The following is a 25,754-nucleotide window of genomic DNA, read 5'->3' as shown; positions in this document are numbered from 1 at the left end:
AATCCGGAAGAACGCCACGAAAGGGAAACCAGCTTGGCCCAGACGTTATTTATCCCGAAAGAGAGTGATCCCAACGAGACACGCGTTGCGGCATCGGCGGAGACGGTGAAGAAATTCATTGCGCTCGGCTTCGATGTCGTCGTGGAAAAAGGCGCCGGTGAGAAATCGCGCATCCCCGATGCCGAATTCACAGCAGCCGGCGCCCGCATCGGCACGGCGGCGGATGCCAAAACGGCAGACGTTGTTCTCAAAGTGCGCCGTCCTACGGATACGGAACTCAAAGGGTATAAATCGGGCGCGGCACTTTTTGCCATGCTGGATCCCTACGGACATGAAGACGCCGTGGCGGCGCTCGCCAAGGCCGGGATTTCCGCTTTCACCATGGAATTCATGCCGCGCATCACCCGTGCGCAGGTGATGGACGTGCTGTCGTCGCAGGCAAACCTTGCCGGTTATCAGGCGGTGATCGATGCGGCGGAAGTCTATGACCGCGCCATGCCGATGATGATGACGGCAGCCGGTACGGTTCCTGCCGCCAAGGTTTTCGTGATGGGGGCAGGCGTTGCCGGTCTTCAGGCCATCGCAACGGCGCGCCGTCTTGGCGCTGTGGTGACGGCAACCGACGTTCGCCCTGCCGCCAAGGAACAGGTCGCTTCGCTCGGTGCGAAATTCATCGCGGTCGAGGATGACGAATTCAAGGCTGCCGAAACCTCTGGCGGTTACGCCAAGGAAATGTCGAAGGAATATCAGGCGAAGCAGGCCGCACTCGTTGCCGACCATATCGCCAAGCAGGATATCGTCATTACTACGGCGCTCATTCCGGGCCGTCCGGCCCCGCGTCTGGTGTCCAAGGAAATGGTCGCTTCCATGCGTCCGGGTTCCGTGCTGATCGATCTTGCGGTTGAGCGCGGCGGCAATGTTGAAGGCGCTGTCGCCGGTAAGATTGCCGAAGTCAATGGCGTCAGGATTGTTGGTCATCTCAACGTTTCGGGCCGTATTGCCGCGAGTGCGTCGCAGCTTTATGCGCGCAACCTGATCGCTTTCCTTGAAACGCTGGTCGACAAGGAAACCAAGCTTCTCAAGATCGATCCGGAAGAAGAGCTGGTCAAGGCGACGCTGCTGACCCACCAGGGCAAGATTTTGCATCCGGCCTTTGCCAAGGCCGATGCCGCGCCTGCTGCTGTCGCTGAAAAACCGGCTGCAAAGCCGAAAGCTGCGCCCAAACCGAAAGTCGCAAAGGCAGAAGCCGTTGGCGATGCAGCGAAACCTGCTGCACCGAAAGCGGCGAAAAAAACGCCTGCAAAAGCACCGAAGGCTGCCGCAAAGTCTTCGTCTTCCCCCAAGTCTCCGGTTGATGGAGGAGAGGCATAATGGCCGAAACTAGTCTCGATAAAGCTCTTGAGAGCTTGAACCAGGCCGCAGACGCCGTTCGTCAGGCTGCGGAAAATGCCGGTGGTCTGGGCGATGCTGCGGCGGCTGCTGCGCATGCCGCATCGGGCGGCGCGATCGATCCGTTCGTGTTCCGCTTTGCGATTTTCATCCTGTCGATTTTCGTCGGCTATTACGTCGTGTGGTCGGTTACGCCTGCGCTGCACACCCCGCTGATGGCCGTTACCAACGCCATTTCATCGGTGATCGTGGTGGGCGCGCTTCTGGCCGTCGGCCTTTCGCTTTCGGGCTGGGCAACCGGCTTCGGTTTCATTGCGCTCATTCTGGCGAGCGTCAACATTTTTGGCGGCTTCCTGGTCACCCAGCGCATGCTCGCCATGTACAAGAAAAAAGAAAAGTGAGGCTGAACCATTATGAGCGTTAATCTCGCAGCCTTCCTTTATCTCGTCTCCGGCGTGCTGTTCATTCTGGCGCTGCGCGGCCTGTCGCATCCGACGACCAGCCGTCAGGGCAATATGTACGGCATGATCGGTATGGCGATTTCCATCGTCACCACGCTTCTGCTAGCGCGTCCAAGCTTTGGCGGTCTGGCATTGATCGTCCTTGGCATCGCCATTGGTGGCGGTGTCGGTGCAGTCATCGCGCGCCGCATCGCCATGACGGCCATGCCGCAGCTCGTTGCCGCGTTCCACTCGCTGATCGGTCTTGCTGCCGTTCTGGTGGCCGCTGCCGCAATTTACTCGCCGCATTCCTTCGGTATCGGCGAAGTTGGCCAGATCCACGGTCAGGCGCTGATCGAAATGTCGCTGGGTGTGGCCATTGGCGCGATCACCTTCACCGGCTCGATCATCGCCTTCCTCAAGCTTGACGGTCGCATGTCGGGCAAGCCAATCATGCTGCCGGGACGTCATGTCATCAACGCGGCTCTTGCCGCAGCCATTGTGTTGCTGGTCGTTGTGCTGGTGAATACCGAAAGCCATTTCGTGTTCTGGCTGATCGTGCTTCTGTCGCTGGTATTCGGTGTGCTGATCATCGTGCCAATCGGCGGCGCGGACATGCCGGTCGTGGTTTCCATGCTCAATTCCTATTCGGGCTGGGCAGCGGCAGGTATCGGCTTCACGCTTGGCAATCTGGCGCTCATCATCACCGGTGCGCTGGTCGGCTCGTCGGGTGCGATCCTGTCCTACATCATGTGTAAGGGCATGAACCGTTCGTTCATCTCGGTCATTCTTGGCGGCTTTGGCGGCGATACGTCTGGCGGTCCGACTGGCGAGGTCGAACAGCGTCCGGTCAAGCAGGGTTCTGCCGACGATGCGGCCTTCATCATGAAGAACGCTTCCAAGGTCATCATCGTGCCGGGCTATGGTATGGCGGTGGCGCAGGCCCAGCACGCGCTGCGTGAAATGGCCGACAAGCTCAAGGCCGAAGGCGTGGAAGTCAAATACGCCATCCATCCGGTGGCCGGTCGTATGCCGGGCCATATGAACGTGCTTCTGGCCGAGGCCAACGTGCCTTACGATGAAGTGTTCGAGCTGGAAGACATCAATTCGGAATTCGCGCAGGCCGATGTGGCTTTCGTGATCGGCGCGAACGACGTCACCAATCCGGCGGCGAAGACCGATCCGAAGTCACCGATCTTCGGCATGCCGATCCTCGATGTCGACAAGGCCGGCACGGTTCTGTTCATCAAGCGCGGCATGGGCTCCGGCTATGCTGGCGTGGAAAACGAACTGTTCTTCCGCGACAACACCATGATGCTCTTCGCCGATGCGAAGAAGATGGTGGAGAGTATTGTGAAAGCGCTTGATCACTAGGCCTTCGATATTCGGGTTCTGGCGGCCTGCAAATGGCGCGGTTCTGCGCTTCCGGTGCTCATGTACGTTCAGTACATTCCGCTCCGGTTCTCGAACCCCACCATTTTCGGCACGCCATTTCCCCGAATCTCATAAGGCCGCGGCGCCTGGTTGGAGAACAACAAAAAGGGCGGCTTCGAGCCGCCCTTTTTGTTTAACTCATGAGGCTGGGTTAGCCGTAGATCATCTTGTCTTGCAAAGCGCGCAGTTCGGCTATCTTCGAGCCGGGCTGCGGCGCAGCATTGGCATAGGTGATGAGTTCGCCCTTCTTGATCGGCGCGATGACCGAGCCGTTCTGAAGCAGGCCGCAGGGAATGGCCTTGGCCGCACGGGCTTCAGGCGTCGTCATGATCCACGAGCGATAGCAATATTGGCCAATGGCATCGAGACGGTCGCCGGGCTGCAAATCCTTCTTGGCAACCGCGCAGACTTCCGCCACCGGCTTCGGCAGTGGCACCATGTCGGTCTTGCCATGCAGCACGACGCGCGCCACGGTCAGCGGCACTTCCAGCGAGGTGAGGTGGAAGGGACGGTGGAAGGTGAAATAGGGGCCTTTGCCCATCTTCAGATCTTCCAGACGCTCGACCAGGCGGGGATGTTCCATCTTGGCGATGACGAAGACGCCCGGCGATACGCCGCGCCCGATGGAATAATCGACCACGCCCGATTTGTTGAGAACGCCGCCGTCTTCCTTCGGGATCAGGGTGCGGTTCAGCTCGTCGATTGCGGCCTTGGGGCCGTGCATGCCAGCAATGTCGGGCACAAGTCCGGTGGCGTTGGCGATGGCCGCCATTTCAACCATGGTCTTGGAGCCGTCGACGAATTCCACCAGCAGGCGGACATTCATGTTCCGGCGGTCCGCCTCTTCCTGATAATCGTCGGGGATCGCGTCGAAATTGAGCGGATTGTTCTTACCCTTGCCAGCCGCCACGACCTTGTGACCCATGGCGGACACGAATTCGATCAGCTCCATGCAGGATGACGGCTCGTCGCCCGCGCCCAGCGAATAGATCACGCCCTGCTTGTCGGCTTCAGCCTTGAGATAGGGACCAATGGTGACATCGGCTTCGACATTCATCATCACGAGATGCTTGCCGTTGCGGATTGCCTTGATGCCGGTTTCTGCACCCACTTCCGGAATGCCGGTGGCGTCGATGACGACATCAATCAGCGGGTTGGAAAGGATCAGGTCATTGTCGCCGGTGACGGCGATCTTGCCGTTCTCGATGGCGCGGATCATTGCCGCTTCGCTATTGGCTTCCTGCGCATTGTCTTCATCGCCATAGGCGGTGCGGACGGCCTTGAACGTGTTGGGGAGCCTTCGGGCGGAAAGCGCGCCGACCTCGATGCCCTGCATCCGCGCGACCTGCGTGACGATGTCAGTGCCCATTTCGCCTGCGCCAATCAGACCGATGCGGATCGGCTTGCCGGTTTCAGCCCGCGCTGCGAGATCGCGCGCCAGTCCCACCAGTGCCACATTTGTCGTCATGAAACTCTCCGCAAAATGTCAAAGCCACACAGGCGAGATAAATTTGTCACGCTTGTGTTGATATAGATGCGTAATAGATGAACAGTCTCTATATCAACACTGACAGACGCGCACCCCCAATCTGCGCGACAAAATAGGCATCCCTTTATAGGGCCACTGGAGCCAAAATGAGCAGCGTATCCCCTTTCGATCTTGTGATTTTCGATTGCGACGGCGTTCTCGTCGATAGCGAGCCGCTTTCCTGTCTTGCGTTCGAGCGGGTCTATGCCAATCACGGTATGGAATTGCCGCACGGCACGGTCGCCAAGGGCATCGGCATGAAGCAGGCCGACATCATGAAGATGATCGAGGACATGACCGGGCATCGTCTGCCGGACGGCGTTGACGGCGAGTTCTGGCCAGCCACCAGAACGCTGTTTGCGGAAGCGCTGGAGCCGACAATCGGTATTGCAGATTTTCTGCGTGAGTTGCCGCAGAAGCGCTGCGTGGCTTCGTCTTCGCAGCCCGAGCGTATCGCGTTCAGCCTGGAAAAAACCGGCATCAGCCGTTATTTCGGCGACGCGGTCTATTCATCCAGCATGGTCAAGCGCGGCAAGCCTGCGCCGGATCTGTTCCTGTTTGCTGCGACCAAGATGGGTGTCGATCCGGCTCGTTGCGTGGTGATCGAGGATTCGCCCTTCGGTGTCGAGGGCGCGATTGCAGCGGGCATGACCGCGTTTGGCTATACAGGCGGCGGACATACCTATGCCGGGCACGCCGAAAAATTGTCGGGCAAGGGCGCGCATCAGGTTTTCTCGCACTGGGATGATATTGCCCGGGAAATTCTGGTTGCTGCCTGAACTTTTTGATTTAAACACAAGGCAAATCACATCAGCAGGAATAGCCGCGAATGAAAGATGCAATCACGCTCGACCAGTTGCGCGAGGCAATCGGCACGGAAATCGGATGTTCCGAGTGGCGCGAAGTCACGCAGGAAATGATCAACCAGTTCGCGGATGCAACCGACGATCATCAGTTCATTCACGTCGATCCGGAACGCGCTGCCAAGGAAACGCCTTTTGGCGGCACCATCGCGCACGGCTTTCTGACCCTATCGCTGCTTTCGACATTGGCTTATGAAGCGCTGCCGATGCTGGAAGGTGCCACGATGGGCATCAATTATGGCTTCGACAAGCTGCGCTTCCAGTCCCCGGTCAAGACCGGCGCACGCGTGCGGGCTCGCTTCAAGCTTGCCGATGCGGATATCCGCCCGTCAGGCCGGGTGGTCAATCATTATGATGTGACGCTCGAAATCGAGAACGCGCTGAAGCCGGCGCTGACAGCGACATGGCTGACGATTGCCGTCGTGGAGCCGCCAGAAAGCTGAGTAGCCGAGACTAAGCTGCGTCGCTATATTGAACGGGAAGCCGTCCTTCTTCATCGAGAGGGGCGGCTTTTTCTTTATGCGTGGTCATCAGGTCGCGAAAGAAAAACGGTCCGTGCAGGAACATGCCGAAATCGTAGAAATTCTTCTTCTCCGCCCCGCGCATGTAGAGAAGGTGCATCAGGAAGAAATTGCCCTTCGATCGCTTGTAGCGGTTGTCGCTGTGGACGTGCTTGAAGCGGATGCGGTTGATGAGCGGAGGGTTGGCTGTCTTCAGCTTCAGAACCTTGGTCGGGTCCGAACCGTAGAAGTGAATGATGTCGGTCAGCACCTGGAATTCCGACCACAGGACCGGGCTCTCCTCGATCACCACCCGCACATCCTCGCGCAATGATTTCGTCTTGGGGTGCAGGGCGATCATCATCAGGCAGGAGCCGATGGCGAGCAGCGAAACCGGCTGCTTTGCCAGTAGGTCAGGACGCTCGCGCTGGAGGTCGGCAAGCGCTTCCACAGCCGGAACCGTGCCGAGACTATGCGCAACGATGATGACTTCATCGGCGTTGCTGGTTTCGATCTTCCGCTTCATGGCTTCGGCGAAAGCCTTGCGCCGCTGGTTGAGCTTCTCATTGCGACTGTGAATACGATCATAGGCCGCCGACCAGTCATCGAGCAGATAGGACATGAAAAACCGGTCGCCGGGCTTGCGCACGAGCAGGGTTGCGACGATGGCGGCAAGCGGAGCCGACCAGAGAAGATGCAAGGCCGAAAGACCTGCTGCCATCGGTGCGAAGGCCAGCAGGGCCGCGACAGCCAGAATCGCCAGCGACAGCAGAAACGGCCACATGAAAAACAGGACAAAGCGCCAGCTTGTGATCAGATAACGCCACAGCGTTCCTGTGAATAAAATGTTCAAGAATGCGTGAAAGCCGGTCAGCATGCGCTTCGGCGTCGAGCGCGCGGCATAATCATCGAAAATATCCGCCGCGCCGAACTGGCAGAACTCCGTTTCCGTTTGCCAGCCATTGCCCACAGTGAGGGCGGTCGTCGTGCCACAATCGTCAGGCTCCTCCGTCATGGGCGGAAGCTTGGTTTTTGCTTTCCATAGGCGGTCGAAATCCTTCAACATCTGCGCGTGACGCACGCGGACGGCCTTGGGGTGCAGGCCTTCATAGCCTGTGAACTGGATAACGAGTCGTTTGCGGAGGGGCATCAGGAGAATCGGATAAAATGAGAGGAGGTACTATCGGTTTGCTGGCAAAATGCTATGGGCAGTCATTGAGGCTGAATTATGCGGGAAACACGGGTCGCTTAGCCTATTCGTGTGACTGCGACTATAGTAAATCGTGTGCAAGCCGGTATTTCGCGCAAGCCGGTGGGCAAAGTTGCATCTTGAGGTGGACAGGCTAGGCTCTTTCTGGTAATAGCCACGACCAATTTGCAGCGTATCCGTTGCGAAGCTTGGGAGCCTTTGGGCGTTGATCGGCCGGTCAGACCGGCTGAAATCGTTAAAAGACCCCCTAACGGCCTCAGGCTTAACCGAAATTCTAACCGATACGGGAATACACGTGCAGGTACTCGTCCGCGATAATAATGTTGATCAGGCTCTCCGCGCTCTCAAGAAAAAGATGCAGCGCGAAGGTATCTTCCGCGAAATGAAGATGCGCGGCCACTATGAAAAGCCGTCCGAAAAGCGCGCCCGCGAAAAGGCAGAAGCCGTTCGTCGCGCACGCAAGCTGGCCCGTAAGCGCGCACAGCGTGAAGGCCTCATCGGCGGCCGTCCAGGCGCTCGCTGATCGACTTTAAAAACAGGCGCTGTTGAACAGCGCCTTTTTTGCTTTCCGGTGCTGGCTTCCGCTTGCGCCGGATTTTGCACGTTTTGACCTCAGATATTTGAGACCGTTTCCGGCACCATGCGAAGCGGTTTTATGTCAGCCAGATTCATTTTCATTTGTTCAGGTTTCTATTTTTAATGCGGCGTTACGAAAAGTTTCTGGACTTCTCGTGTGCCAATATGTGTAAAAACAAATAATTAGGACACCCAACTGTCAGGCGGGCTATCCAAAAGTAAACCAAGCTGAAGACAATGCCGCCTTTTTGCTGTTTTTATCTGGTGGTTGAGGCCAGTATGGTGTCGTAACAGACAGAACAGTCCGGCTGGGGCGGGCCCTCGAAATTGGGCTGGCTACGGGGATGGAGTAGAAGCAGAAGGGCCTTGCGCCCCATATGCGAGCTGAAAGGAATGCAGTCGTTGCCCACGCGCTTAAAGGTGATGCAATCGTCTGGAACGAAAGTTTCGGGAATTGAGGCATTGGGTGGAACAGGTCGAAATGGCCTCATCATTGCCGCCGCACTTCTGGCTTTGACCGTAGCGGGCTGCCAAAGCTCCACGACGACGGCACTGAGTACGGTCGACCGTGCGCAGGGATCGAGCGAGAACATCAGTTCGCTGACGAGCGTGATCCAGAGCAATCCGCGTGATCCGGAAGGCTACAATGTGCGCGGCTCCGCCTATGGAAAATCCGGGCGTTACAAGGAAGCGCTGCGCGATTTCGATCAGGCGATTGCGCTCAACCCGAATTTCTATCAGGCCTATGCCAACCGCGCGCTGGTCTATCGCTATATGGGCGACAGCACCAAGGCCGTGCAGGATTACAGCAAGGCCATCCAGCTCAATGGACAATATGATGCTGCCTATATCGGGCGCGGCAATGTCTATCGTCAGGCCGGACGTCTCGATCAGGCACTCAGCGACTTCAATCAGGCCATTTCCCTGCAGACGACGGACGGTCGCGCTTATCACAATCGCGGCCTGATCTATCAGGCGAAAGGCCAGCACAAGCAGGCTATCGAGGATTTCTCCAAGGCAATCTCGCTCAATTCCACGGCGCCGGAACCTTATAACGGTCGCGGCATTTCCTATGTCGCACTTGGCGACTACGACAATGCCTTCGACGATTTCAACACGGCCATCACGCTCGACCAGGGCATCGCGGAAAGCTGGGCCAACCAGGCGCTCGTTTACGAACACAATGGTGACAAGGCCAAGGCTGCAAATTCCTATTCGCGGGCTGTACAGCTTGACCCGAAATACCAGCCGGCAAAGGATGGTCTGGCACGGACGCGCGGATAACTTTCAGAGCCTGTTCCAAAAGTCGTCCTGTGCAGCTGCAAATGGCAATTTATCTCCGTTCCGGTGCTCATGTACCCAAAGTACACTGCGCTCCGGTACTCGAAAATCACCATTTCCCACACACATGCCGCTTTTTGATTCAGGCTCTCGTATTACCAAGCATTGAAGAGTGATTGCGGCGTTTCCCAAAAATGGAAGCGCCGCTTTTCTTTATAGCTAGGCGCGATATATTGAATCTCATGTCGCTCTTCGATCACATCGGATTCAAAGCCCGTAACGTCAATCGCAGCCTTTCCTTTTATGAAAGCTGCATGCCCGAACTTGGCCTGGAGGTCATTGCCCGCTCAGGCACCGGCTTCTTCGTCAGCGGGGGAGAGCGGGCGCCTGTTCCGTTTTTGTGGATCCATGGCGGTCCGGATGGGGCAGGTGATGGCGAGGACAAGCCCGGCGACCGCTTGCATCTGATGTTTACGGCCGGAAGCCGCGAGGCGGTTGAGGCTTTTCATCAAACCGCACTGAAAGCGGGCGGCAAGGACAGCGGCGGTCCCGGCTATCAGGGGCCGGAGGAGATGGGCTACTACGCGGCACTGGTCTTCGATCCCGACGGAAACACGCTGGAAGCGGGTTTCCGTGAGAGGAAGCGATAAGGTTTCAGGCGCGCAGGTTGCGCTTGTCGAGGCGGCTCACCAGCCGGTCGCCGATCCACTGGATACCGCAAACCATGATGATGAGGATGATCACGACCGCGATCATGATCTGCGTCTCAAAGCGCTGATAGCCATAGCGGATCGCAAGATCGCCCAGACCGCCCGCGCCAATGGCGCCTGCCATTGCCGATGCGCCGACCAGAGTGATGATTGTGACCGTGAAGCCCGCGACAATGCCCGGCAGGGCTTCGGGGACGAGTACTTCGCGCACGATGGTCCAGCGGTTCGCGCCCATGGAGCGCGCGGCTTCGATCAGGCCATGATCCACTTCACGCAACGATACTTCCGCTATGCGCGCATAATAGGGGATAGCGGCAATGGACAGCGGCACGATGGAGGCCCATGTGCCGATGGATGTGCCGACGATAAGACGCGTGACCGGGATCAGCGCCACCAGCAAAATGATGAACGGAACCGAGCGGAAGCCGTTGATGATGGCGCCGAGAAACATATTGACGGTCAGGTTCTGGGCAAGTCCGCCGCGTTCGGTCAGGATCATGATGAGCGCGAGCGGCAGACCGACGACGAGCGAAATCAGGCTCGAAAAGCCGGTCATGATGATGGTCTCCCAGAAGGAGCGCCAGAGAAGATCAAGCATCGCCTGAGACATAGCCGAGTACCTCCGTGGCGTCTGCATGGGTGTTGAGATAGGTGATTGTGGCGTCGAGTTTCGCCTTGTCCTGTGCGGGCAGGCCGATGAAGAGCGTGCCGACCGGCTCGCCCTGAATCGTGTCCATGCCGCCATGGATCAGCTGCGGTGCGATTCCGGTGGCAGCGGCGACATCACCGAAGAACGCGCCTTTTGCCGCCGCGCCCGACAGTTTCACCTTCAGTATGGCGAGATCGCCGGATTTTTCCAGCCGGTCGCGCCAGATGGCAGGCAGTTCCGGCGTAAGCACCTGCAACATGCTCTGCGTGACAGGCGATTGCGGGTTGGCGAAGACTTTCCAGACCGGGCCTTCCTCTGCGATTGCGCCATGGTCGAGCACGATGACGCGGTCGGCAATGCGGCGGATCACTTCCATCTCATGGGTGATGAGCAGGATGGTGAGGCCGAGCTTGGTGTTGATATCTTTCAGCAGCGCCAGAATGGACTGCGTGGTTTCCGGGTCGAGCGCAGATGTCGCTTCGTCGGAAAGCAGCACGGCAGGTTCGGCAGCAAGAGCGCGAGCGATGCCGACGCGCTGTTTCTGGCCGCCGGAGAGCTGGGCGGGATATTGCTTTGCCTTGTCGGAAAGGCCGACCAGCTCCAGCAGTTCTGCCACACGCTTGACACGTTCAGCCTTCGGCTTGCCCGCAATTTTCAGCGGCAGAGCGATGTTTTGGGCAACGGTCTTGGCCGAAAGCAGATTGAAATGCTGGAACACCATGCCGATGCGACGGCGCACGGGGCGCAGCGCATCTTCGCCAAGGCCGGTGATTTCACGACCTTCGATCAGGATCGAGCCGGCATCCGGCTTTTCAAGGCCGTTGACGCAACGGATCAGCGTGGACTTGCCCGCGCCGCTGCGACCGATGATGCCGAGGATTTCGCCGCGTGCGACGGAAAGCGAAACGCCGTTGATGGCTGCCGTATCGCCGAACATTCGGCGCACGTCTTTCATCTCGACGATGGGCGCTGATGCGGCGGGTGGCTTTTCAATGGTCACGGTCGTTTCTTCTATAGTTAGATGCGCCGCGGTAAACAGCGGCAAACTGCAATCGGATAAGGCTTCAAGGAAGGATGATGCCTGGCTCAAGCCATCAGCTTTTGCTGTGGCGATGCTTTAGGGCAATTTTTGTCGGTACGTCAATAAAAGCCGCGCCGGAAACGGTTCCGGCGCGGACTTTCAAGCTTCAAAAGCGATTAGTTCCAGGCTGGAATGCCTGTGCCTTTGTAAACGCGGTCCAGTTCGGCCTTCACTGCGTCGTTCTGGAAGGAAGCAACAAGGTTCTTCACCCACTCTGCATTCTCATCTTCGGTACGGACCGCGATGAAGTTGTTGTATGGGTTGTTTTCCTTGGATTCCCAGCCGATTGCCTCTTCCTTCTTCAGACCAGCTTTCGCAGCCCAGTCATTGTTGACGATGGCTGCATCGAGATCATCGATGGACCGACCGACGACACCGGCGTCGAGTTCCTTGATTTCGAGCTTCTTCGGGTTTTCAACGATATCGATTGGCGTTGCGAGAATGCCCGCATCCGGCTTCAGCTTGATGAGGCCGCTTGCTTCGAGAACGCGCAATGCGCGGCCTTCATTGGTCGGATCGTTGGGTACGCCAACAACCGCGCCTTCCTTCAGTTCGTCAAGGTTCTTGACCTTGCGCGAATAGATGCCGATTGGCCAGACGGCGGTGTAGCCGGCAACGCTGATCTTGTAGCCGTGCTGCTTAATCTGTTCGTCGAGGTAAGGCTTGTGCTGGAAGGCATTGGCGTCGATTTCCTTGCGTTCCAGCGCTTCATTCGGCTGGTTGTAATCATTGAAGGTCACGCGCTCGATGTTGAGGCCATGCTTCTTGCCTTCTTCGGCAACGACTTTCCAGACGTCTTCGTCTTCGCCGCCCATGATGCCCACCTTGATGGTCTTGTCTTCTGCGTGGCTCGGTGCCGACGCGAAGCCGACAGTCAGTGCGGCTGCGGTGAAGAGAAGGGCTTTCAGACCGGCGCGACGGGTCAGCGTGTAGCGGGAAAGGACTGACGACATTTTGTTTTCCTTGTTCAGAGACTTTGGAGAGCCGGTCCCGGAAAACGATCTTTTGAGATGATCTTTCTCCCCCTGCCCACCTTGTTGCCGATAATTCCCTTTTGTCGGGCAATAAACAAGGAAAATTATTTCAGAATCTGTCGAAGCGATGATGCCGAAATTGCGTTCACGAGACGGTGAGCGGATTGCCATTTCCGCTGACCGTCTCATTGGAAAGCCGGTCCTGGAGCGGTCCGTTAAAACTGAATCGTTGGAACCGCTCTAGTTGTTTGCTTTGAGCATTATCCGGGCGCAAAACCGCTTCGCACTTTTGCTGGAAATGCCTATCTGTTATCCGCAATAATCATCTGTGCGGCCTTCTCGGCGATCATGAGAGTCGGCGAATTGGTGTTGCCGGAAGTGATGGTCGGCATGACCGAGGCGTCGGCGACGCGCAGGCCCGCAATGCCGTTAAAGCGCAGGCGGGGATCGACGATAGCTTCCGCGTCCCGTCCCATGCGGCAGGTGCCGACCGGATGGAAAATCGTCGTGCCGATATCGCCAGCGGCCTTTTCCAGCTGTTCCTGCGTTTCATAGCTTGGACCCGGCTTGAACTCCTCGGGGCGATATTGCTGCAAGGGTGCCTGCGCCACGATATGGCGCGTGATGCGGATTGCGTCGGCGGCAACGCGGCGGTCGCTTTCCGCCGCCAGATAGTTTGGCCGGATTGCGGGTTGGGCGCGGTGATCCGGTGATTTGACGTGGATCGAGCCGCGGCTGTCGGGGCGCAGATTGCACACGCTGGCCGTGAAGGCGGGGAAGGGGTGGACGTTTTCGCCAAACTTTTCAAGGCTGAGCGGCTGCACGTGATACTGCAGATTGGCGGTTTCGTAGGACGGGTCGGAGCGGGTGAAAACGCCAAGCTGACTCGGCGCCATCGACATGGGACCGGATTGGCGCAGCAGATATTCCAGTCCGATCATCGCCTTGCCGACAAGCTTGTTGGCTTTTTCGTTGAGGGTCGGAATGCCTGTAACCTTGTATGCGCAGCGGAGCTGGAGATGATCCTGCAGGTTTTCACCGAGCTGCTTGCGTTCCAGCGTGACCGGAATACCCGCCTGCTGCAGCACGTCGCCGCGCCCAACGCCTGAAAGCTCCAGAATCTGCGGCGATCCGACCGCACCGGCGGCCAGAATAACCTCGCGTTTTGCTTTCACCGTGCGGGTGGTGCCGTTCTGGTCGAAGGTGACGCCGGTGGCGCGCAGTTCCTCGATCTCGATGCGGCGCACATGCGCGCCGGTTTCGACGGTCAGATTGTTGCGACCCAGCGCCGGACGCAAAAAGGCCTTGGCGGTATTCCAGCGAATGCCGCGCTTCTGGTTGACCTTGAAATAGGACACGCCTTCATTGTCGCCGCCATTGAAATCATCGGTGGCGGGGATGCCCGCAGAGACTGCCGCATCGCGGAAGGCATCCAGAATATCCCAATGCAGGCGGGCGCTTTCGACACGCCATTCGCCGCCTGCGCCATGCAGATCGCTGGCGCCTGCAAAATAATCTTCCGACTTCCTGAAGAGGGGCAGCACATCGTCCCAGCCCCAGCCTTCGCATCCGGCCTGACGCCACAGGTCGTAGTCGCGGGCCTGGCCGCGCATATAGATCATGCCGTTGATGGAGGAGCAGCCGCCAAGCACCTTGCCGCGCGGATAGCCAAGCGAGCGACCGTTCAGCCCCGGTTCGGCCTCTGTGGTGAAGCACCAGTCGGTGCGCGGGTTGCCGATGCAATAGAGATAGCCGACCGGGATGTGGATCCAGGCGTAATTGTCTTTTCCGCCTGCCTCCAGCAGCAGCACGGAGCGGTTCTGGTCTACGGAAAGCCGGTTCGCGAGGGCGCAACCTGCCGTGCCCGCGCCAACCACGATGTAATCGTAGGTGTCGGTCATGATCTCATATCCAGTAAAAGATGGAGCCGCTATCGAACGAGCGTGCGGCTCCCGAAATGTTGGTTAGCCGAAGAGTTTCTTTCCAATCCGCGATGCATAGAACTCGCCTACGATTCCCTTACGGAAGAGGAGGACGCATGCCATGAAGATGACGCCCGTCACGATTGTGACAGGGAAGTCGGATGTTGCGAGATAGTTCTGCAGCGCGACGACGAAGGCAGCGCCGACAATGGGGCCGATCAGCGTGCCGATGCCGCCGAGAAGCGTCATCAGGATCACTTCGCCCGACATCTGCCAGCCGACATCGGTGAGCGTTGCAAACTGGAAGACGAGCGCCTTCAGGCCACCTGCAAGACCTGCAAGTCCTGCCGACATGACGAAGGCTGCGAGCTTGTAGCGGTTGACGGAATAGCCGAGCGAGACCGCGCGGTTTTCGTTTTCGCGTACCGATTTCAGGATCATGCCGAAGGGCGAGTTGATGATGCGCCAGATGACGAAGACACCGAGGACAAACACGGCCAGCACGAAATAATACATGTTCATCGGCTGGTTGAGGTCGATGATGCCGAAGAGATAACCGCGCGGCACGCCCTGCAATCCGTCTTCGCCATGGGTGAAGGAAGCCTGCAGGCAGAAGAAGAAGAACATCTGCGCCAGTGCCAGTGTGATCATCGTCGAATAGATGCCCTGACGGCGGATGGCGAGATAACCGATGACGAGGCCAAGCGCTGCTGCGGCGAGAACGCCGAGGACAAGCCCCAATTCCGGTGTCACGCCACAGACTTTCACCGTATGGGCCGTGATATAGGCAGCGCCGCCAAAGAAGGCCGCATGGCCGAAGGAGAGAATGCCCGTATAGCCAAGCAGAAGATTGAAGGCGGATGCAAACAGCGCAAAGCACAGCATCTTCATCAGGAAGATGGGGTACACCATGAAGGGTGCCGCCAGCAGCCCGACGAGGGCGATGCCGAGGACGATGACCGAGAGGCTGTTGATGGCAGGTGCCTTGCTGTCGCGCGGAGCTGCGGTTGCCCGGGAAGTAGCCTTGAGAGCGGTGTCAGCCATATCAGGCCTCCTTTCCGAACAGTCCGGCGGGTCGAACCAGAAGGACGATAGCCATGATGACGAAGATGACGATACTGGAGGCTTCCGGATAGAAGACCTTGGTCAGACCTTCCGCCAGCCCCAACACATAGCCGGTGATGATAGCGCCAAGGATCGAGCCCATGCCGCCGACGACCACCACGGCAAAGACCACGATGATGATGTTAGAGCCCATCAGCGGGCTGACCTGATAGATCGGTGCGGCCATGATGCCTGCAACACCGGCAAGGGCAGCACCCAGCGCATAGGTGAAGGTGAGGAGCAACGGCACATTGATGCCGAAGGCTTTGACCAGTGTGGGGTTTTCAGTCGCGGCACGCAGATAGGCGCCGAGCTTGGTCTTTTCCACCAGAAGCCAGGTGCCGAGGCAGACGAAAAGCGAGGCGACGACGACCCAGGCGCGATAGTTCGGCAGGAACATGAAGCCGAGATTATGCCCGCCTGCAAGCGACGGCGGCACAGCATAAGGCTGGCCGGCAGCACCATAATAATAACGGAACGTGCCTTCGATCACCAGCGCAAGGCCGAAGGTGAAGAGCAAGCCGTAAAGCGGATCGAGATTGTAAAGCCGCGACAGGGCCACGCGCTCGATGATGGCACCGCCAAGGCCGACGATAAGCGGAGCGAGGATCAGCGCTGGCCAGTAGCCGATGCCGAGCCAGCTCAACAGCAGATAGCCGACGAAAGCGCCAAGCATATATTGCGCGCCATGGGCGAAATTGATGATGCGCAAGAGTCCGAAGATGATCGCAAGGCCAAGGCTCAGCATAGCGTAGAACGAGCCGTTGATGAGGCCGACCAGCAGCTGCCCGAGAAGTGCCTGCAAAGGTATTCCGAAAATCATTGTCATCGTGTCATACCCCCAGCGCTTCGTTGAGCGCCGCCATGCGGGCGGGCAGTTCGGCGGTCGGGAAATTTTCCGTCACAACGCCATGATCCATGAGGTAGAAGCGGTCGGCGACCTTGGCCGCGAAGCGGAAGTTCTGCTCGACCAGAAGCACGGTCATGCCGCGCTTCTTCAGCTCCACCAGCACATCGCCGATGCGCTGCACGATGACGGGCGCCAGACCTTCGGTCGGCTCGTCAAGCAGCAGCACCTTGACCCCGGTGCGCAGGATGCGCGCAATGGCCAGCATTTGCTGTTCGCCGCCTGAAAGCTTGGTGCCGGGGCTGTTGCGGCGTTCATGCAGATTGGGGAAAAGTTCGTAGATCTCATCCAGAGACATGAGGCTCTGGACGCCCCCAATACCTCCCTTGGCAACGACGGGCGGCAAAAGCAGGTTTTCATGCACGCTCAAGGTGGCGAAGATGCCGCGCTCTTCCGGCACGAAACCGAGACCCGCATGGGCGATGCGATGCAGGGGCACGCGCATGATATCCTTGCCGTCGAGCGTGATGGTGCCGGTGCGCTTGCGGATGATGCCCATGATGGCACGCAGTGTCGTGGTCTTGCCGACGCCGTTGCGGCCCAGAAGCGTGATGGTTTCGCCCGGCCAGATGTCGAGGTCGACGCCATGCAGGGCGTGGCTTTCGCCATACCAGGCATTCAGCCCGCGCACGGACAGGAGCGGTTGGCCTTTATTCATGTTCGGTTCCCATATAGGCGGTGCGCACGCGCTCGTCTTTGGAGACGTCGGCATAGCTGCCGGAGGCGAGAATCTCGCCGCGTTGCAACACCGTGACGTGGTGGGCGATATCGGCCACCACCTTGAGATTGTGTTCCACCATCAGCACCGCGCGGTCCTTCGCCACATCGGCGATGAGGGCGGCAATGGTGTGGACGTCTTCATGGCCCATACCTGCCATCGGCTCATCAAGCAGCAGGACTTTCGGATCAAGCGCCAGCGTGGTGGCGATCTCGAGCGCGCGTTTGCGGCCATAGGAGAGATCGGCGGCCTGTGCATAGCGGGCATCGGCAAGGCCGACCCGCTCCAACAGCTCGACGGCCTGTGCATCGAGCCGGTCGAGTGCCGATAGCGAGCGCCAGAACTGCGTCGCAAGCCCATTGGGGCGCTGCAAGGCGACCTTGACGTTTTCCAGCACTGTCAGATGCGGGAAAGTGGCCGAAATCTGGAATGAGCGCACCAGTCCCATGCGGGCCACCTTGGCCGGATCGGTTTTGGTGATGGTTTCGCCAAGAAGGGTTATCTCACCGCTCGATGGCTGCAAGAACTTGGTGAGGAGATTGAAAACCGTGGTTTTGCCTGCGCCGTTCGGGCCGATCAGCGCATGAACGCGAGCATGCTCCACGTCGAGATCGACATTCTTGACTGCGTGAAAGCCGCCAAAAGACTTGCCCAGTCCGCGCGCCGATAGAACGGTCCTGCCGGATGAGCCTCTCCCGTCCGGCCCTGCATCATGCAGGGCCGCCATATTGCCAGTTGCTGCGTTCATTCAACCAGCCTCTTTACTGCGTTACCAGCGGGCAGCCGCTTTCTTCCGGCTTCATGTAAGCCTGATCGCCGGGAATGGTGTCCAGCACCTTATAGTAATCCCAAGGCGCCTTGCTTTCATCCGGCTTCTTCACTTCCATCAGATACATGTCGTAGATCATGCGTCCATTGGCGCCGACCTTGCCGTGGCGGGCAAAGACGTCTTCGACCGGCATTTCATGCAGCTTCTTGGCGACCGCTTCGGTCTCATCCGTTCCGGCTTCCTTGATCGCCTTCAAATATTGCGTGACGGCGGAGTAGGTGCCTGCCTGGATCATGTTTGGCATGCGGCCGGTCCTCTCGAAGAAGCGCTTGCCGAATGCACGCGATTCATCATCACGATCCCAGTAAAAGCCTTCCGTCAGTGTCAGGCCCTGCGCGGCTTCAAGGCCGAGACCGTGCACTTCCGATAAGGTGAAGAGCAGTGCCGCCAGACGCTGGCCACCGGCAACGATGCCGAATTCGGCCGCCTGCTTGATGGCATTGGACGTATCGAGACCCGCATTGGCGAGGCCCACGACCTTGGCGCCGGAGGACTGTGCCTGAAGCAGGAAGGACGAATAATCGGTGGTTGCCAGTGGGTGGCGCACGGCACCCAGAACCTTGCCGCCCTTGGATTCGACGAATTTGGTCGTCTGCTCTTCCAGCGAATAGCCGAAAGCATAGTCGGCAGTGAGGAAGTACCAGGTGTCGCCGCCCTGCTTAACGAGCGAGCCGCCGGTGCCGACTGCTAGCGCATGGGTATCATAAGCCCAATGGAAGCCATATGGCGTGCACTGCTTGCCGGTCAGTTCCGAAGTGGCGGCACCGGTGTTGATCGTGATCTTTTTCTTGTCCTTCGACAGGGCCTGAACAGCGAGGCCGACCGACGAGGTCGTCAGTTCCATGATGGAATCGACCTGTTCGGTGTCGTACCACTGGCGCGCAATATTCGAGGCGACGTCCGGCTTGTTCTGGTGATCCGCCGTGATGATCTCAATCGGCGCATCGAGCACTTTGCCGCCGAAATCTTCAGCAGCCATCTTGGCAGCCTCGAACGACCATTTGCCGCCGAAATCGGCATAGACGCCGGATTGATCGTTCAGAATACCGATCTTGACCTTGCCGTCGGAAATTTCCGCCGCCGACGAGATAGCCGTGGCGGCGAACAGCGCTGCCGTTGCAAGTGCGAGACATTTCATGAAGTGCTCCTCCCAATAACACTATAGACCGTAACGGGAAAACCGCACGGTATCCTTTAGAGCGCCCTACGTCCTTACGGACGCTACACAAGGATGCTCTAAACTATCGAATCTACGCATCGTGCTTTCAGAATTTCGACTCCGATTTTCAGGCCGATGCTGTAGTGAAGCAGTCTTTCGAGATCGGGCAACAGCTTTCCTCTTGGCTGTTTACCCGCTGCTTCCGCCCGATTTGTTCCTCCGCTCGGGCTTTGAATTAGAACGGTAGCATTGACAAATGCGTACACGAACAACAATTTTTGAACATTGTCTGTTCAAAAACGTACAGGGGCGGTGACTGCGGCTGCCGCAACTGTTTGGGAGGAGTGCATGCGGCAGTTCACATGGGACGATCTGCAATATTTTCTGGCGGTCGCGCGCACCGGCCAGCTCTCCACGGCGGCGCGGCAATTGCGCACCAGTCACGTCACGGTTCTGCGCCGGATCGACCGGCTGGAACAGACCCTCTCGACCAAGCTTTTCGAGCGCAATCCGCGTGGCTATCTGCTGACGCCGATCGGCGAACGGCTGGTGACGTCTGCCGAGGTCATGGAGCGCGAGGCGATGAAGTTCCAGACCGAGGCCACCGGCAATATGGCGGCGCTGTCGGGTGTCGTGCGTCTTTCCACGCTCGAAGGTTTCGGCAATTTCTTTCTTGCCGACCGCCTGCCGGTGCTGGCGCAATCCTATCCGAGCCTGTTCGTGGAAGTGGTGACAATCCAGCAGATCATGTCGCTGTCACGCCGTGAGGCGGAACTGTCGATCACGCTGCATATGCCGCGCACCGGTCCCTATCACAGCGAGAAGCTGACACCTTATCGTCTCTTCATCTATGGACATCGCGATTATCTGGAGCGGCATCCGCCGATCAGGACGCGCGAGGACATGGCCCGGCATCCCTTCATCGGATATATCGATGACATGGTGTTCACGCCTGGCCTTGATTATATGCGCGAAATCCTGCCGGGGCAGCGCTGCACCTATCAAAGCTCCAGCATCCATGCGCAGCTTATCGCGACGCAGATAGGCTATGGCCTATGTGTGCTGCCTTATTTCATCGCCAGCCGGCATCCGGAACTGGTTCCGGTTCTGCCGCGCGAGATGCATCTGGTGCGTGAATACTGGATGAGCTGTCACATTGATGTGGTGGCTGCACCGCGAATCCGGGTGCTGAGCGATTTCATGATCCGCGCTGTGCGCGAGTCTTCAGCAATCTTCCTTGGGGAACCCCTGCTGCGGGCATGATATTATAATGAGATTTTGGTTCGTGGCCGATCAGATCGTGCCGCCGCCAATGGCGAAAATGCATGTGATGACGAGTGCGGTAAAGCCGAACCCGATAATGAATAGATTAAGCGTGTTCATGTCCCCTCCATTTCAACCCAGGGGCGTTATGTTCGACTTGGGGTAGAATGTCTACCTTAAATTGCAATGATCCAGACTAAAGTTGTGCAGCCTTATTTCAAACGGTTTCACGCTCGATATCACGGCGAAGCACGATGGCAGTAGTGAGATCCTCTACAGTTTCATGGGTGGCGATGAGATCGCGCATGCTGTTGAGCCGATCGATGGTGGGAACTTCAACCTCGACGATCAGATCGAGCTGGCCGCTCACCGAGGAGACCCGGCGCACTTCGGCGTGCCGCGCCAGTTCATCGAGAAGACCGAGCGCCGGCGTACGCTTGAGGCTGACGAGAACCATTGCGCGAATGACATTCTTGTCGATCTGGCCTATGTCGGCCCTGTAGCCGCGTATGACGCCATTCTTCTCAAGATTGGCAACGCGCTCGCCGGTTGCGCTGCGCGAGAGGCCAATGCGGCCCGCCAGCGTTTTCAGCGGTATGCGCGCTTCCTTGGAGAGAATGGCCAGTATCTCGCGATCCTTCGCATCCAGTTCCCGCATGGTCGGTTCTTTCGTGCTAGTGGTCTGATTCCGACATTTGCATCGGACGGGTATCAAACGTCAAATTCAATCCACTGGAGCGCATCCCGAAAAGTGTGAAACGGTTTTCGGAACGTGATGCATGTCAAAAAATAGCCAGAGCGCGGATCTGACCCAATCAGATTGAAACGCGCTCCGGTCGTAAATGTGCCGGTTCATTCCGGCAAAGTGCCGGTCTGACCGACGTCTTGTCTGATGCCTGAAAATCGCGGACATGCCAAGCTCATCCTGTGACCTTCCATTCATATTCAACCCGTGAAGCGCCTCCCATGACCGATATTTCGCATCCCGCCCCTGATTTTTCTCCGCAAGAGGCCGAAGTGCTGGCCCAGCTTCATTTCGGCGTGACGGCGAATGCTTCGCCGCTCGACAGCGAGCGCGACCGCAATTTTCGGCTGAAGACGGGTAACGGGTCGGGGGACTGGATTCTGAAGGTGGTGAATGCCAGCGAGCCGCGGGTCGAAAGCGAGTTCCAGACCGCACTTCTGCAGCATCTGGCCATGGCCGATCCGGCGCTTGCGGTGCCGCGTCTGAAGGCAAGCCTGTCGGGCGAGGTTCTGGCCTCTGCCGAAAAGGAGCATGGCAAGCCCCATGCGCTGCGGGTGGCAAGCTGGCTGCCGGGCACGCCGCTGGCCGAAGTCAAGCGCACCAAAGCGCTGATGCACAATCTGGGCGGCGCGCTGGGCCAGTTGGATCGCGCCTTGCAGGGCTTCATTCATCCGGGTGCCTTGCGCGATTTCGACTGGGACATACGCCATGCCGGCCGGGCCCGCGACCGTTTGCACTTTATCGACAAGCCGGAAGACCGCGCTGTCGTCGAGCGCTTCCTTGCCCGTTTCGAGCGCGACGTGGCTCCGAAGCTCCCGCTTCTGCGCGCGCAGGTGATCCACAGCGATGCCAATGACTGGAATGTGCTGATCGATCCCCAGAACAATGAACGTATTGCCGGGCTGATCGATTTTGGCGATGCGGTTCACACCGTGCTGATCGCCGAAGTGGCGATTGCCGCTGCCTATTCCATTCTGGATATGGACGATCCGATTGGCGCGGCTGCGGCCCTTGCTGCCGGGTTCCACGCGAAATATCCGCTTCTGCCGCAGGAAATCGATCTCGTATTCGATCTGATTGCGATGCGTCTCGTCACCAGCGTGACGCTGTCGGCTTCACGCCACGAAAAGACGGGCGACAATCCTTATCTTGCGATCAGCGAAGCGCCTGCATGGCGGCTTCTGCACAAGCTCGATGCCATGAACCCGCGCTTTGCCACTGCCATCCTGCGCAAGGCATGTGGTTTCGATGCTGTCGACGGTGCTGGCGCCGTGCGCGGCTGGATCGAGGCCAACGCCAAGAATTTTGCTCCCATCGTCTGCCCGCATCCGGCGACCATGACCAAGGCGCTGGTGCCCTATGGCGACCCGGCCCATGTGATGACGGTCGATTCTGCCGGACAACGCCCGAAGGAAGCGACAGCCTGGTGGGACGATTTCTGCGCCCGCAACCATGTGGAACTGGGCATCGGCCCGTGGGGAGAAAAGCGTACCGTCTATACCGACGAGGCGTTCCGTTCCCGCTTTGTCGAAGGCGAGCGGCGTGTCCACCACTTGGGCCTCGATCTGTTCATGCCGGCAGGCACGCCCGTTTACACGCCGCTTGCAGCAACTGTGAAAAGTGTCGAGATCGAGACCGCGCCGCTCGGCTATGGCGGGCTGATCGCGCTGGAGCATCAGCCGGAAGGCTGCCCCCCTTTCACCACGCTGTGGGGTCATATGGCGCATGAGGCGGTGTCTCGCCTGAAGCCGGGACAAAAGCTTGCCGCTGGCGAACGCGTCGGCCATATGGGCGACATGCACGAGAATGGCGGCTGGACGCCGCATCTCCATTTCCAGATCTCGACCGATACCGGCCTGACGGCAGCGGAAATTCTGGGCGTCGGCGAACAAGCCTATCTCGATGTCTGGGCCGATATCTTCCCGGATGCTGCAGTCCTTGCCGATATTCCGGCGGAAGCCTTCCACCAGGCGGGACGCACGCGCGCTGAAATCGTCAGCGCCCGCAAGGACATTTTGCTGCCGAACCTCTCGATTTCCTATTCGGAGCCGATCAAGTTCGTGCGCGGCGAAGGTGCCTGGCTGATCGACAATCGCGGTCGCGCCTATCTCGATTGCTTCAACAATGTCTGCCATCTCGGTCACGCTCATCCGCAAGTGGTGGAGGCCATTGCCAGACAGGCTGCGATCCTCAACACCAATACGCGCTACCTGCATGACAACATCGTTTCCTATGCCGAGCGTCTGACAGCGACCTTGCCTGAAGGTTTGACGGTGGCCTCGTTTGCCTGCTCGGGCAGCGAGGCGAACAGCCTGGCACTTCGTATGGCGCGGGCGCATTCGGGCCAGCGCGATGCGCTGGTGCTCGACTGGGCCTATCACGGCACGACGCAGGAGCTGATCGATCTCAGCCCGTATAAATACAAGCGCAAGGGCGGCAAGGGACGTCCTGATCATGTGTTTGAAGCCGTCATCCCCGATAGTTACCGCGCGCCGGAAGACTGGCCGTTGCAGGAACATGGCAAGCGCTTTGCCGAAAGCATCGCCGAGCAGATCGAGGCCATCAAAAGCCAGGGACGCGGCCCCGCTTATTTCATTGCCGAGTCGATCCCGAGCGTTGCCGGTCAGGTCTTCCTGCCGGAAGGCTATCTGCAGGAAGTCTACCGGATGGTGCGGGCGGCGGGCGGTGTCTGCATTGCGGACGAAGTGCAGGTCGGTTTCGGCCGTGTCGGCAGCCACTGGTGGGCGTTCGAAATGCAGGACGTAGTTCCGGATATCGTCACCATGGGTAAACCCATCGGCAACGGCCATCCAATGTCGGCAGTGGTGACGACCCGCGAGATAGCCAGCAGCTTCAACAACGGCATGGAATATTTCAACACATTCGGCGGCAATCCGGTTTCCTGCGCTGCAGGTCTGGCGGTGCTGGATGTGATCGAAGGCAACGATCTGCGCCGCAACGCGCTCGATATCGGCAACTATCTCATTGACGGGTTCTGCTCGATGCAGAAGCGCTTCGATATCATCGGCGATGTGCGCGGGCAGGGGCTGTTCCTCGGTATCGAACTGGTCACGGATCGCAAGACAAAGGAACCGGCGACGGCGCTGGCCAAGAAGATCAATGATGGCGCGCGCGAACGCGGCATTTTGATGGGAACCGAAGGTCCGTTCGACAATGTACTGAAAATGCGCCCGCCGATGATCTTCACACGCGCCAATGCCGATCATCTGCTGAGCGTTCTGGAGGATAGCTTCGCGGCTGCGCTGAAGTAGAGCATGTCTCCCAAAAGTGGGAACCGGTTTTGGGATAAAGACATGCGTAAACAAATAAATAGAGTATTTCCAAGGGATCAGGAAACTCTCTAGCTCTGAGTGAGTGGGAATAACAACAAGCCCGGCGGCGTGCTGCCGGGCAATGGATCGGCTTTTTCGAAATTCTGGGAGGAGGAACAATGAAAAATATTCTTTTGGGTTCGTTGCTGGCGGCAGGTTTTGCCCTGTCGGCACAGACCGGTGCGCAGGCGGATACGCTTTCGACAGTGAAGGAACGCGGCAAGATCAATTGCGGCGTCAGTCAGGGCGTTGCGGGCTTTTCGTCGCCGGACGATCAGGGCAAATGGACCGGCTTCGACATTGATTTCTGCCGTGCCGTATCGGCGGCAGTCTTCGGCGATCCTGACAAGGTGAGCTTTATTCCGCTTTCGACCAAGGAGCGCTTTACCGCATTGCAGTCCGGTGCAGTCGACCTGCTTTCGCGCCAGACCACCTGGACGCTTTCACGCGACGCAGGCATGGGCGTCCATTTTGTCGGCACGGCCTATTATGACGGTCAGGGCTTCATGATCCGCAAGGATCTGGGCGTCGATAGTGCCCTGAAGCTCGATGGCGCGTCGGTCTGTACCGAACAGGGGACGACCACCGAACAGAACGTTGCCGATTATTTCAGCGCCAACAACATCAAATACGAGCCGGTGGTCATCGATTCCGCCGATGGTATTCTGAAGGCATTCGAAACCGGTCGCTGCGACGTATATACGACCGATGCGTCCGCGCTGTATGCGCAGCGCCTCAAGCTTGCCGAACCCGAGGCTTTCACCGTTCTGCCCGAGGTTATTTCCAAGGAGCCGCTTGGACCCGCCGTCCGCCAGGGCGACGACAAATGGTTCAACATCGTTCGCTGGACCCTATTCGCTCTGGTCGAAGCAGAGGAGTTGGGCATCACGCAGGCAACAGCTGAGGCGGATCTGAATTCCAAGAAGCCGGATATTCGCCGCTTCCTTGGAGCAGAAGGCGATAGCGGCCAGCAGCTCGGCCTTGAGCCGAAATGGGCCTACAATGTCGTCTCCAACATCGGCAACTATGGTGAAATGTTCGAACGCACCATCGGCAAGGGCAGCCTGCTCAAGATCGACCGCGGCATCAATGCGCTGTGGAACAAGGGCGGGCTGATGTACGCGCCACCCGTAAAATAAC

At 58.4% G+C, this 25,754-nt stretch carries 23 protein-coding genes; 11 read left to right on the top strand and 12 right to left on the bottom strand.

All coding sequences use genetic code 11. From position 1 onward, the window contains the following. Positions 1-33: 33 nt before the first annotated feature. From CQZ93_RS10310 to CQZ93_RS10300, 3 genes are read left to right on the top strand one after another with little or no spacing between them, the layout of a single operon-like run. Complete coding sequence (locus CQZ93_RS10310; RefSeq protein ID WP_105542482.1) at positions 34-1,371, top strand: Re/Si-specific NAD(P)(+) transhydrogenase subunit alpha; 1,338 nt, start codon at positions 34-36, stop codon at positions 1,369-1,371. Further along, positions 1,371-1,790 (top strand): proton-translocating transhydrogenase family protein, encoded by a 420-nt coding sequence (locus CQZ93_RS10305; protein WP_021587083.1) that lies wholly within the window; start codon positions 1,371-1,373, stop codon positions 1,788-1,790. Before CQZ93_RS10310 ends, CQZ93_RS10305 begins: the two co-directional genes overlap by 1 nt. Before the next feature lie 12 nt (positions 1,791-1,802). Then, a complete protein-coding gene (locus CQZ93_RS10300; protein WP_105542481.1) occupies positions 1,803-3,203 on the top strand; it encodes an NAD(P)(+) transhydrogenase (Re/Si-specific) subunit beta in 1,401 nt (466 codons plus the stop codon). Between the two features lie 211 nt (positions 3,204-3,414). Here the strand turns inward: CQZ93_RS10300 and CQZ93_RS10295 are convergent, their stop codons facing one another. Beyond that, positions 3,415-4,731 carry a 1-deoxy-D-ribulose 5-phosphate reductoisomerase gene (locus CQZ93_RS10295; protein ID WP_105542480.1) on the bottom strand — a complete coding sequence of 439 codons (1,317 nt, stop codon included), beginning with the start codon at positions 4,729-4,731 and terminating at the stop codon, positions 3,415-3,417. A 167-nt stretch (positions 4,732-4,898) separates the two neighbouring features. On the opposite strand from CQZ93_RS10295, the gene CQZ93_RS10290 reads away from it, so the two are divergent. Continuing rightward, positions 4,899-5,570, top strand: coding sequence for an HAD family hydrolase (locus tag CQZ93_RS10290; protein ID WP_105542479.1), 672 nt, complete (start codon positions 4,899-4,901; stop codon positions 5,568-5,570). A gap of 50 nt (positions 5,571-5,620) precedes the next feature. Next, the gene (locus tag CQZ93_RS10285) at positions 5,621-6,097 is read left to right on the top strand and encodes a MaoC family dehydratase (RefSeq protein WP_105542478.1); all 477 of its coding nucleotides are present in this window, start codon (positions 5,621-5,623) and stop codon (positions 6,095-6,097) included. A gap of 10 nt (positions 6,098-6,107) precedes the next feature. On the opposite strand, the gene CQZ93_RS10280 is transcribed toward CQZ93_RS10285, so the two are convergent. After that, complete coding sequence (locus CQZ93_RS10280; RefSeq protein WP_105542477.1) at positions 6,108-7,304, bottom strand: alpha/beta hydrolase; 1,197 nt, start codon at positions 7,302-7,304, stop codon at positions 6,108-6,110. 355 nt (positions 7,305-7,659) lie between these two features. Between CQZ93_RS10280 and rpsU the strand changes: the two genes are divergently transcribed. From rpsU to CQZ93_RS10265, 3 genes are all read left to right on the top strand, one after another. Further along, complete coding sequence (gene rpsU / locus CQZ93_RS10275; RefSeq protein ID WP_010659458.1) at positions 7,660-7,887, top strand: 30S ribosomal protein S21; 228 nt, start codon at positions 7,660-7,662, stop codon at positions 7,885-7,887. Positions 7,888-8,333: 446 nt separating this feature from the next. Next, entirely contained in the window at positions 8,334-9,224 is an 891-nt protein-coding gene (locus CQZ93_RS10270) for a tetratricopeptide repeat protein (protein WP_105542476.1), read from the top strand. A gap of 239 nt (positions 9,225-9,463) precedes the next feature. Then, a complete protein-coding gene (locus CQZ93_RS10265) occupies positions 9,464-9,871 on the top strand; it encodes a VOC family protein (RefSeq protein ID WP_105543264.1) in 408 nt (135 codons plus the stop codon). A 4-nt stretch (positions 9,872-9,875) separates the two neighbouring features. Here the strand turns inward: CQZ93_RS10265 and CQZ93_RS10260 are convergent, their stop codons facing one another. From CQZ93_RS10260 to CQZ93_RS10220, 9 genes are all read right to left on the bottom strand, one after another. Beyond that, the gene (locus tag CQZ93_RS10260; protein WP_105542475.1) at positions 9,876-10,541 is read right to left on the bottom strand and encodes a methionine ABC transporter permease; all 666 of its coding nucleotides are present in this window, start codon (positions 10,539-10,541) and stop codon (positions 9,876-9,878) included. Beyond that, entirely contained in the window at positions 10,522-11,580 is a 1,059-nt protein-coding gene (locus CQZ93_RS10255) for a methionine ABC transporter ATP-binding protein (RefSeq protein ID WP_105543263.1), read from the bottom strand. The genes CQZ93_RS10260 and CQZ93_RS10255 overlap by 20 nt, the downstream gene beginning before the upstream one ends. A 197-nt stretch (positions 11,581-11,777) precedes the next feature. Beyond that, complete coding sequence (locus CQZ93_RS10250; RefSeq protein WP_105543262.1) at positions 11,778-12,614, bottom strand: MetQ/NlpA family ABC transporter substrate-binding protein; 837 nt, start codon at positions 12,612-12,614, stop codon at positions 11,778-11,780. A gap of 323 nt (positions 12,615-12,937) precedes the next feature. Further along, positions 12,938-14,536, bottom strand: coding sequence for a GMC family oxidoreductase (locus CQZ93_RS10245; protein WP_105542474.1), 1,599 nt, complete (start codon positions 14,534-14,536; stop codon positions 12,938-12,940). Positions 14,537-14,599: 63 nt separating this feature from the next. Then, positions 14,600-15,601, bottom strand: coding sequence for a branched-chain amino acid ABC transporter permease (locus tag CQZ93_RS10240; RefSeq protein ID WP_105542473.1), 1,002 nt, complete (start codon positions 15,599-15,601; stop codon positions 14,600-14,602). 1 nt (position 15,602) lies between these two features. Next, positions 15,603-16,490, bottom strand: a complete 888-nt coding sequence (locus CQZ93_RS10235) for a branched-chain amino acid ABC transporter permease (protein ID WP_105542472.1) — start codon at positions 16,488-16,490, stop codon at positions 15,603-15,605. Positions 16,491-16,494: 4 nt separating this feature from the next. Continuing rightward, on the bottom strand, positions 16,495-17,226 hold the full coding sequence (locus tag CQZ93_RS10230; protein ID WP_105542471.1) for an ABC transporter ATP-binding protein: 732 nt from the start codon (positions 17,224-17,226) through the stop codon (positions 16,495-16,497). Then, the gene (locus CQZ93_RS10225; RefSeq protein ID WP_105542470.1) at positions 17,219-18,034 is read right to left on the bottom strand and encodes an ABC transporter ATP-binding protein; all 816 of its coding nucleotides are present in this window, start codon (positions 18,032-18,034) and stop codon (positions 17,219-17,221) included. Before CQZ93_RS10225 ends, CQZ93_RS10230 begins: the two co-directional genes overlap by 8 nt. 13 nt (positions 18,035-18,047) lie before the next feature. Next, positions 18,048-19,253: an ABC transporter substrate-binding protein gene (locus tag CQZ93_RS10220; protein WP_105542469.1), complete on the bottom strand. Its 1,206-nt coding sequence runs from the start codon at positions 19,251-19,253 to the stop codon at positions 18,048-18,050. A 369-nt stretch (positions 19,254-19,622) separates the two neighbouring features. Between CQZ93_RS10220 and CQZ93_RS10215 the strand changes: the two genes are divergently transcribed. Beyond that, positions 19,623-20,537, top strand: coding sequence for a LysR family transcriptional regulator (locus CQZ93_RS10215; protein WP_105542468.1), 915 nt, complete (start codon positions 19,623-19,625; stop codon positions 20,535-20,537). A gap of 217 nt (positions 20,538-20,754) precedes the next feature. Here the strand turns inward: CQZ93_RS10215 and CQZ93_RS10210 are convergent, their stop codons facing one another. Next, positions 20,755-21,195: an Lrp/AsnC family transcriptional regulator gene (locus tag CQZ93_RS10210; RefSeq protein WP_105542467.1), complete on the bottom strand. Its 441-nt coding sequence runs from the start codon at positions 21,193-21,195 to the stop codon at positions 20,755-20,757. Between the two features lie 308 nt (positions 21,196-21,503). On the opposite strand from CQZ93_RS10210, the gene CQZ93_RS10200 reads away from it, so the two are divergent. After that, entirely contained in the window at positions 21,504-24,554 is a 3,051-nt protein-coding gene (locus CQZ93_RS10200) for an aminotransferase class III-fold pyridoxal phosphate-dependent enzyme (protein WP_105542466.1), read from the top strand. 179 nt (positions 24,555-24,733) lie between these two features. Further along, positions 24,734-25,753 carry an amino acid ABC transporter substrate-binding protein gene (locus tag CQZ93_RS10195; RefSeq protein ID WP_105542465.1) on the top strand — a complete coding sequence of 340 codons (1,020 nt, stop codon included), beginning with the start codon at positions 24,734-24,736 and terminating at the stop codon, positions 25,751-25,753. Position 25,754 lies beyond the last annotated feature (1 nt).

Source organism: Ochrobactrum vermis, from assembly GCF_002975205.1.
Taxonomy (GTDB): Bacteria; Pseudomonadota; Alphaproteobacteria; order Rhizobiales; family Rhizobiaceae; genus Brucella; species Brucella vermis.
This window is presented reverse-complemented; position numbering and strand designations above follow the sequence as displayed.

What these genes read in the sequence shown, in the direction of transcription:
- CQZ93_RS10305 (WP_021587083.1), top strand. Translation starts at nt 1,371, where the DNA reads ATGGCCGAAACTAGTCTCGATAAAGCTCTTGAGAGCTTGAACCAGGCC.
- CQZ93_RS10300 (WP_105542481.1), top strand. Translation starts at nt 1,803, where the DNA reads ATGAGCGTTAATCTCGCAGCCTTCCTTTATCTCGTCTCCGGCGTGCTG.
- CQZ93_RS10295 (WP_105542480.1), bottom strand. Translation starts at nt 4,731, where the DNA reads ATGACGACAAATGTGGCACTGGTGGGACTGGCGCGCGATCTCGCAGCG.
- CQZ93_RS10290 (WP_105542479.1), top strand. Translation starts at nt 4,899, where the DNA reads ATGAGCAGCGTATCCCCTTTCGATCTTGTGATTTTCGATTGCGACGGC.
- CQZ93_RS10285 (WP_105542478.1), top strand. Translation starts at nt 5,621, where the DNA reads ATGAAAGATGCAATCACGCTCGACCAGTTGCGCGAGGCAATCGGCACG.
- CQZ93_RS10280 (WP_105542477.1), bottom strand. Translation starts at nt 7,304, where the DNA reads ATGCCCCTCCGCAAACGACTCGTTATCCAGTTCACAGGCTATGAAGGC.
- CQZ93_RS10270 (WP_105542476.1), top strand. Translation starts at nt 8,334, where the DNA reads ATGCAGTCGTTGCCCACGCGCTTAAAGGTGATGCAATCGTCTGGAACG.
- CQZ93_RS10265 (WP_105543264.1), top strand. Translation starts at nt 9,464, where the DNA reads ATGTCGCTCTTCGATCACATCGGATTCAAAGCCCGTAACGTCAATCGC.
- CQZ93_RS10260 (WP_105542475.1), bottom strand. Translation starts at nt 10,541, where the DNA reads ATGTCTCAGGCGATGCTTGATCTTCTCTGGCGCTCCTTCTGGGAGACC.
- CQZ93_RS10250 (WP_105543262.1), bottom strand. Translation starts at nt 12,614, where the DNA reads ATGTCGTCAGTCCTTTCCCGCTACACGCTGACCCGTCGCGCCGGTCTG.
- CQZ93_RS10245 (WP_105542474.1), bottom strand. Translation starts at nt 14,536, where the DNA reads ATGACCGACACCTACGATTACATCGTGGTTGGCGCGGGCACGGCAGGT.
- CQZ93_RS10240 (WP_105542473.1), bottom strand. Translation starts at nt 15,601, where the DNA reads ATGGCTGACACCGCTCTCAAGGCTACTTCCCGGGCAACCGCAGCTCCG.
- CQZ93_RS10235 (WP_105542472.1), bottom strand. Translation starts at nt 16,490, where the DNA reads ATGACAATGATTTTCGGAATACCTTTGCAGGCACTTCTCGGGCAGCTG.
- CQZ93_RS10230 (WP_105542471.1), bottom strand. Translation starts at nt 17,226, where the DNA reads ATGAATAAAGGCCAACCGCTCCTGTCCGTGCGCGGGCTGAATGCCTGG.
- CQZ93_RS10225 (WP_105542470.1), bottom strand. Translation starts at nt 18,034, where the DNA reads ATGAACGCAGCAACTGGCAATATGGCGGCCCTGCATGATGCAGGGCCG.
- CQZ93_RS10220 (WP_105542469.1), bottom strand. Translation starts at nt 19,253, where the DNA reads ATGAAATGTCTCGCACTTGCAACGGCAGCGCTGTTCGCCGCCACGGCT.
- CQZ93_RS10215 (WP_105542468.1), top strand. Translation starts at nt 19,623, where the DNA reads ATGCGGCAGTTCACATGGGACGATCTGCAATATTTTCTGGCGGTCGCG.
- CQZ93_RS10210 (WP_105542467.1), bottom strand. Translation starts at nt 21,195, where the DNA reads ATGCGGGAACTGGATGCGAAGGATCGCGAGATACTGGCCATTCTCTCC.
- CQZ93_RS10200 (WP_105542466.1), top strand. Translation starts at nt 21,504, where the DNA reads ATGACCGATATTTCGCATCCCGCCCCTGATTTTTCTCCGCAAGAGGCC.
- CQZ93_RS10195 (WP_105542465.1), top strand. Translation starts at nt 24,734, where the DNA reads ATGAAAAATATTCTTTTGGGTTCGTTGCTGGCGGCAGGTTTTGCCCTG.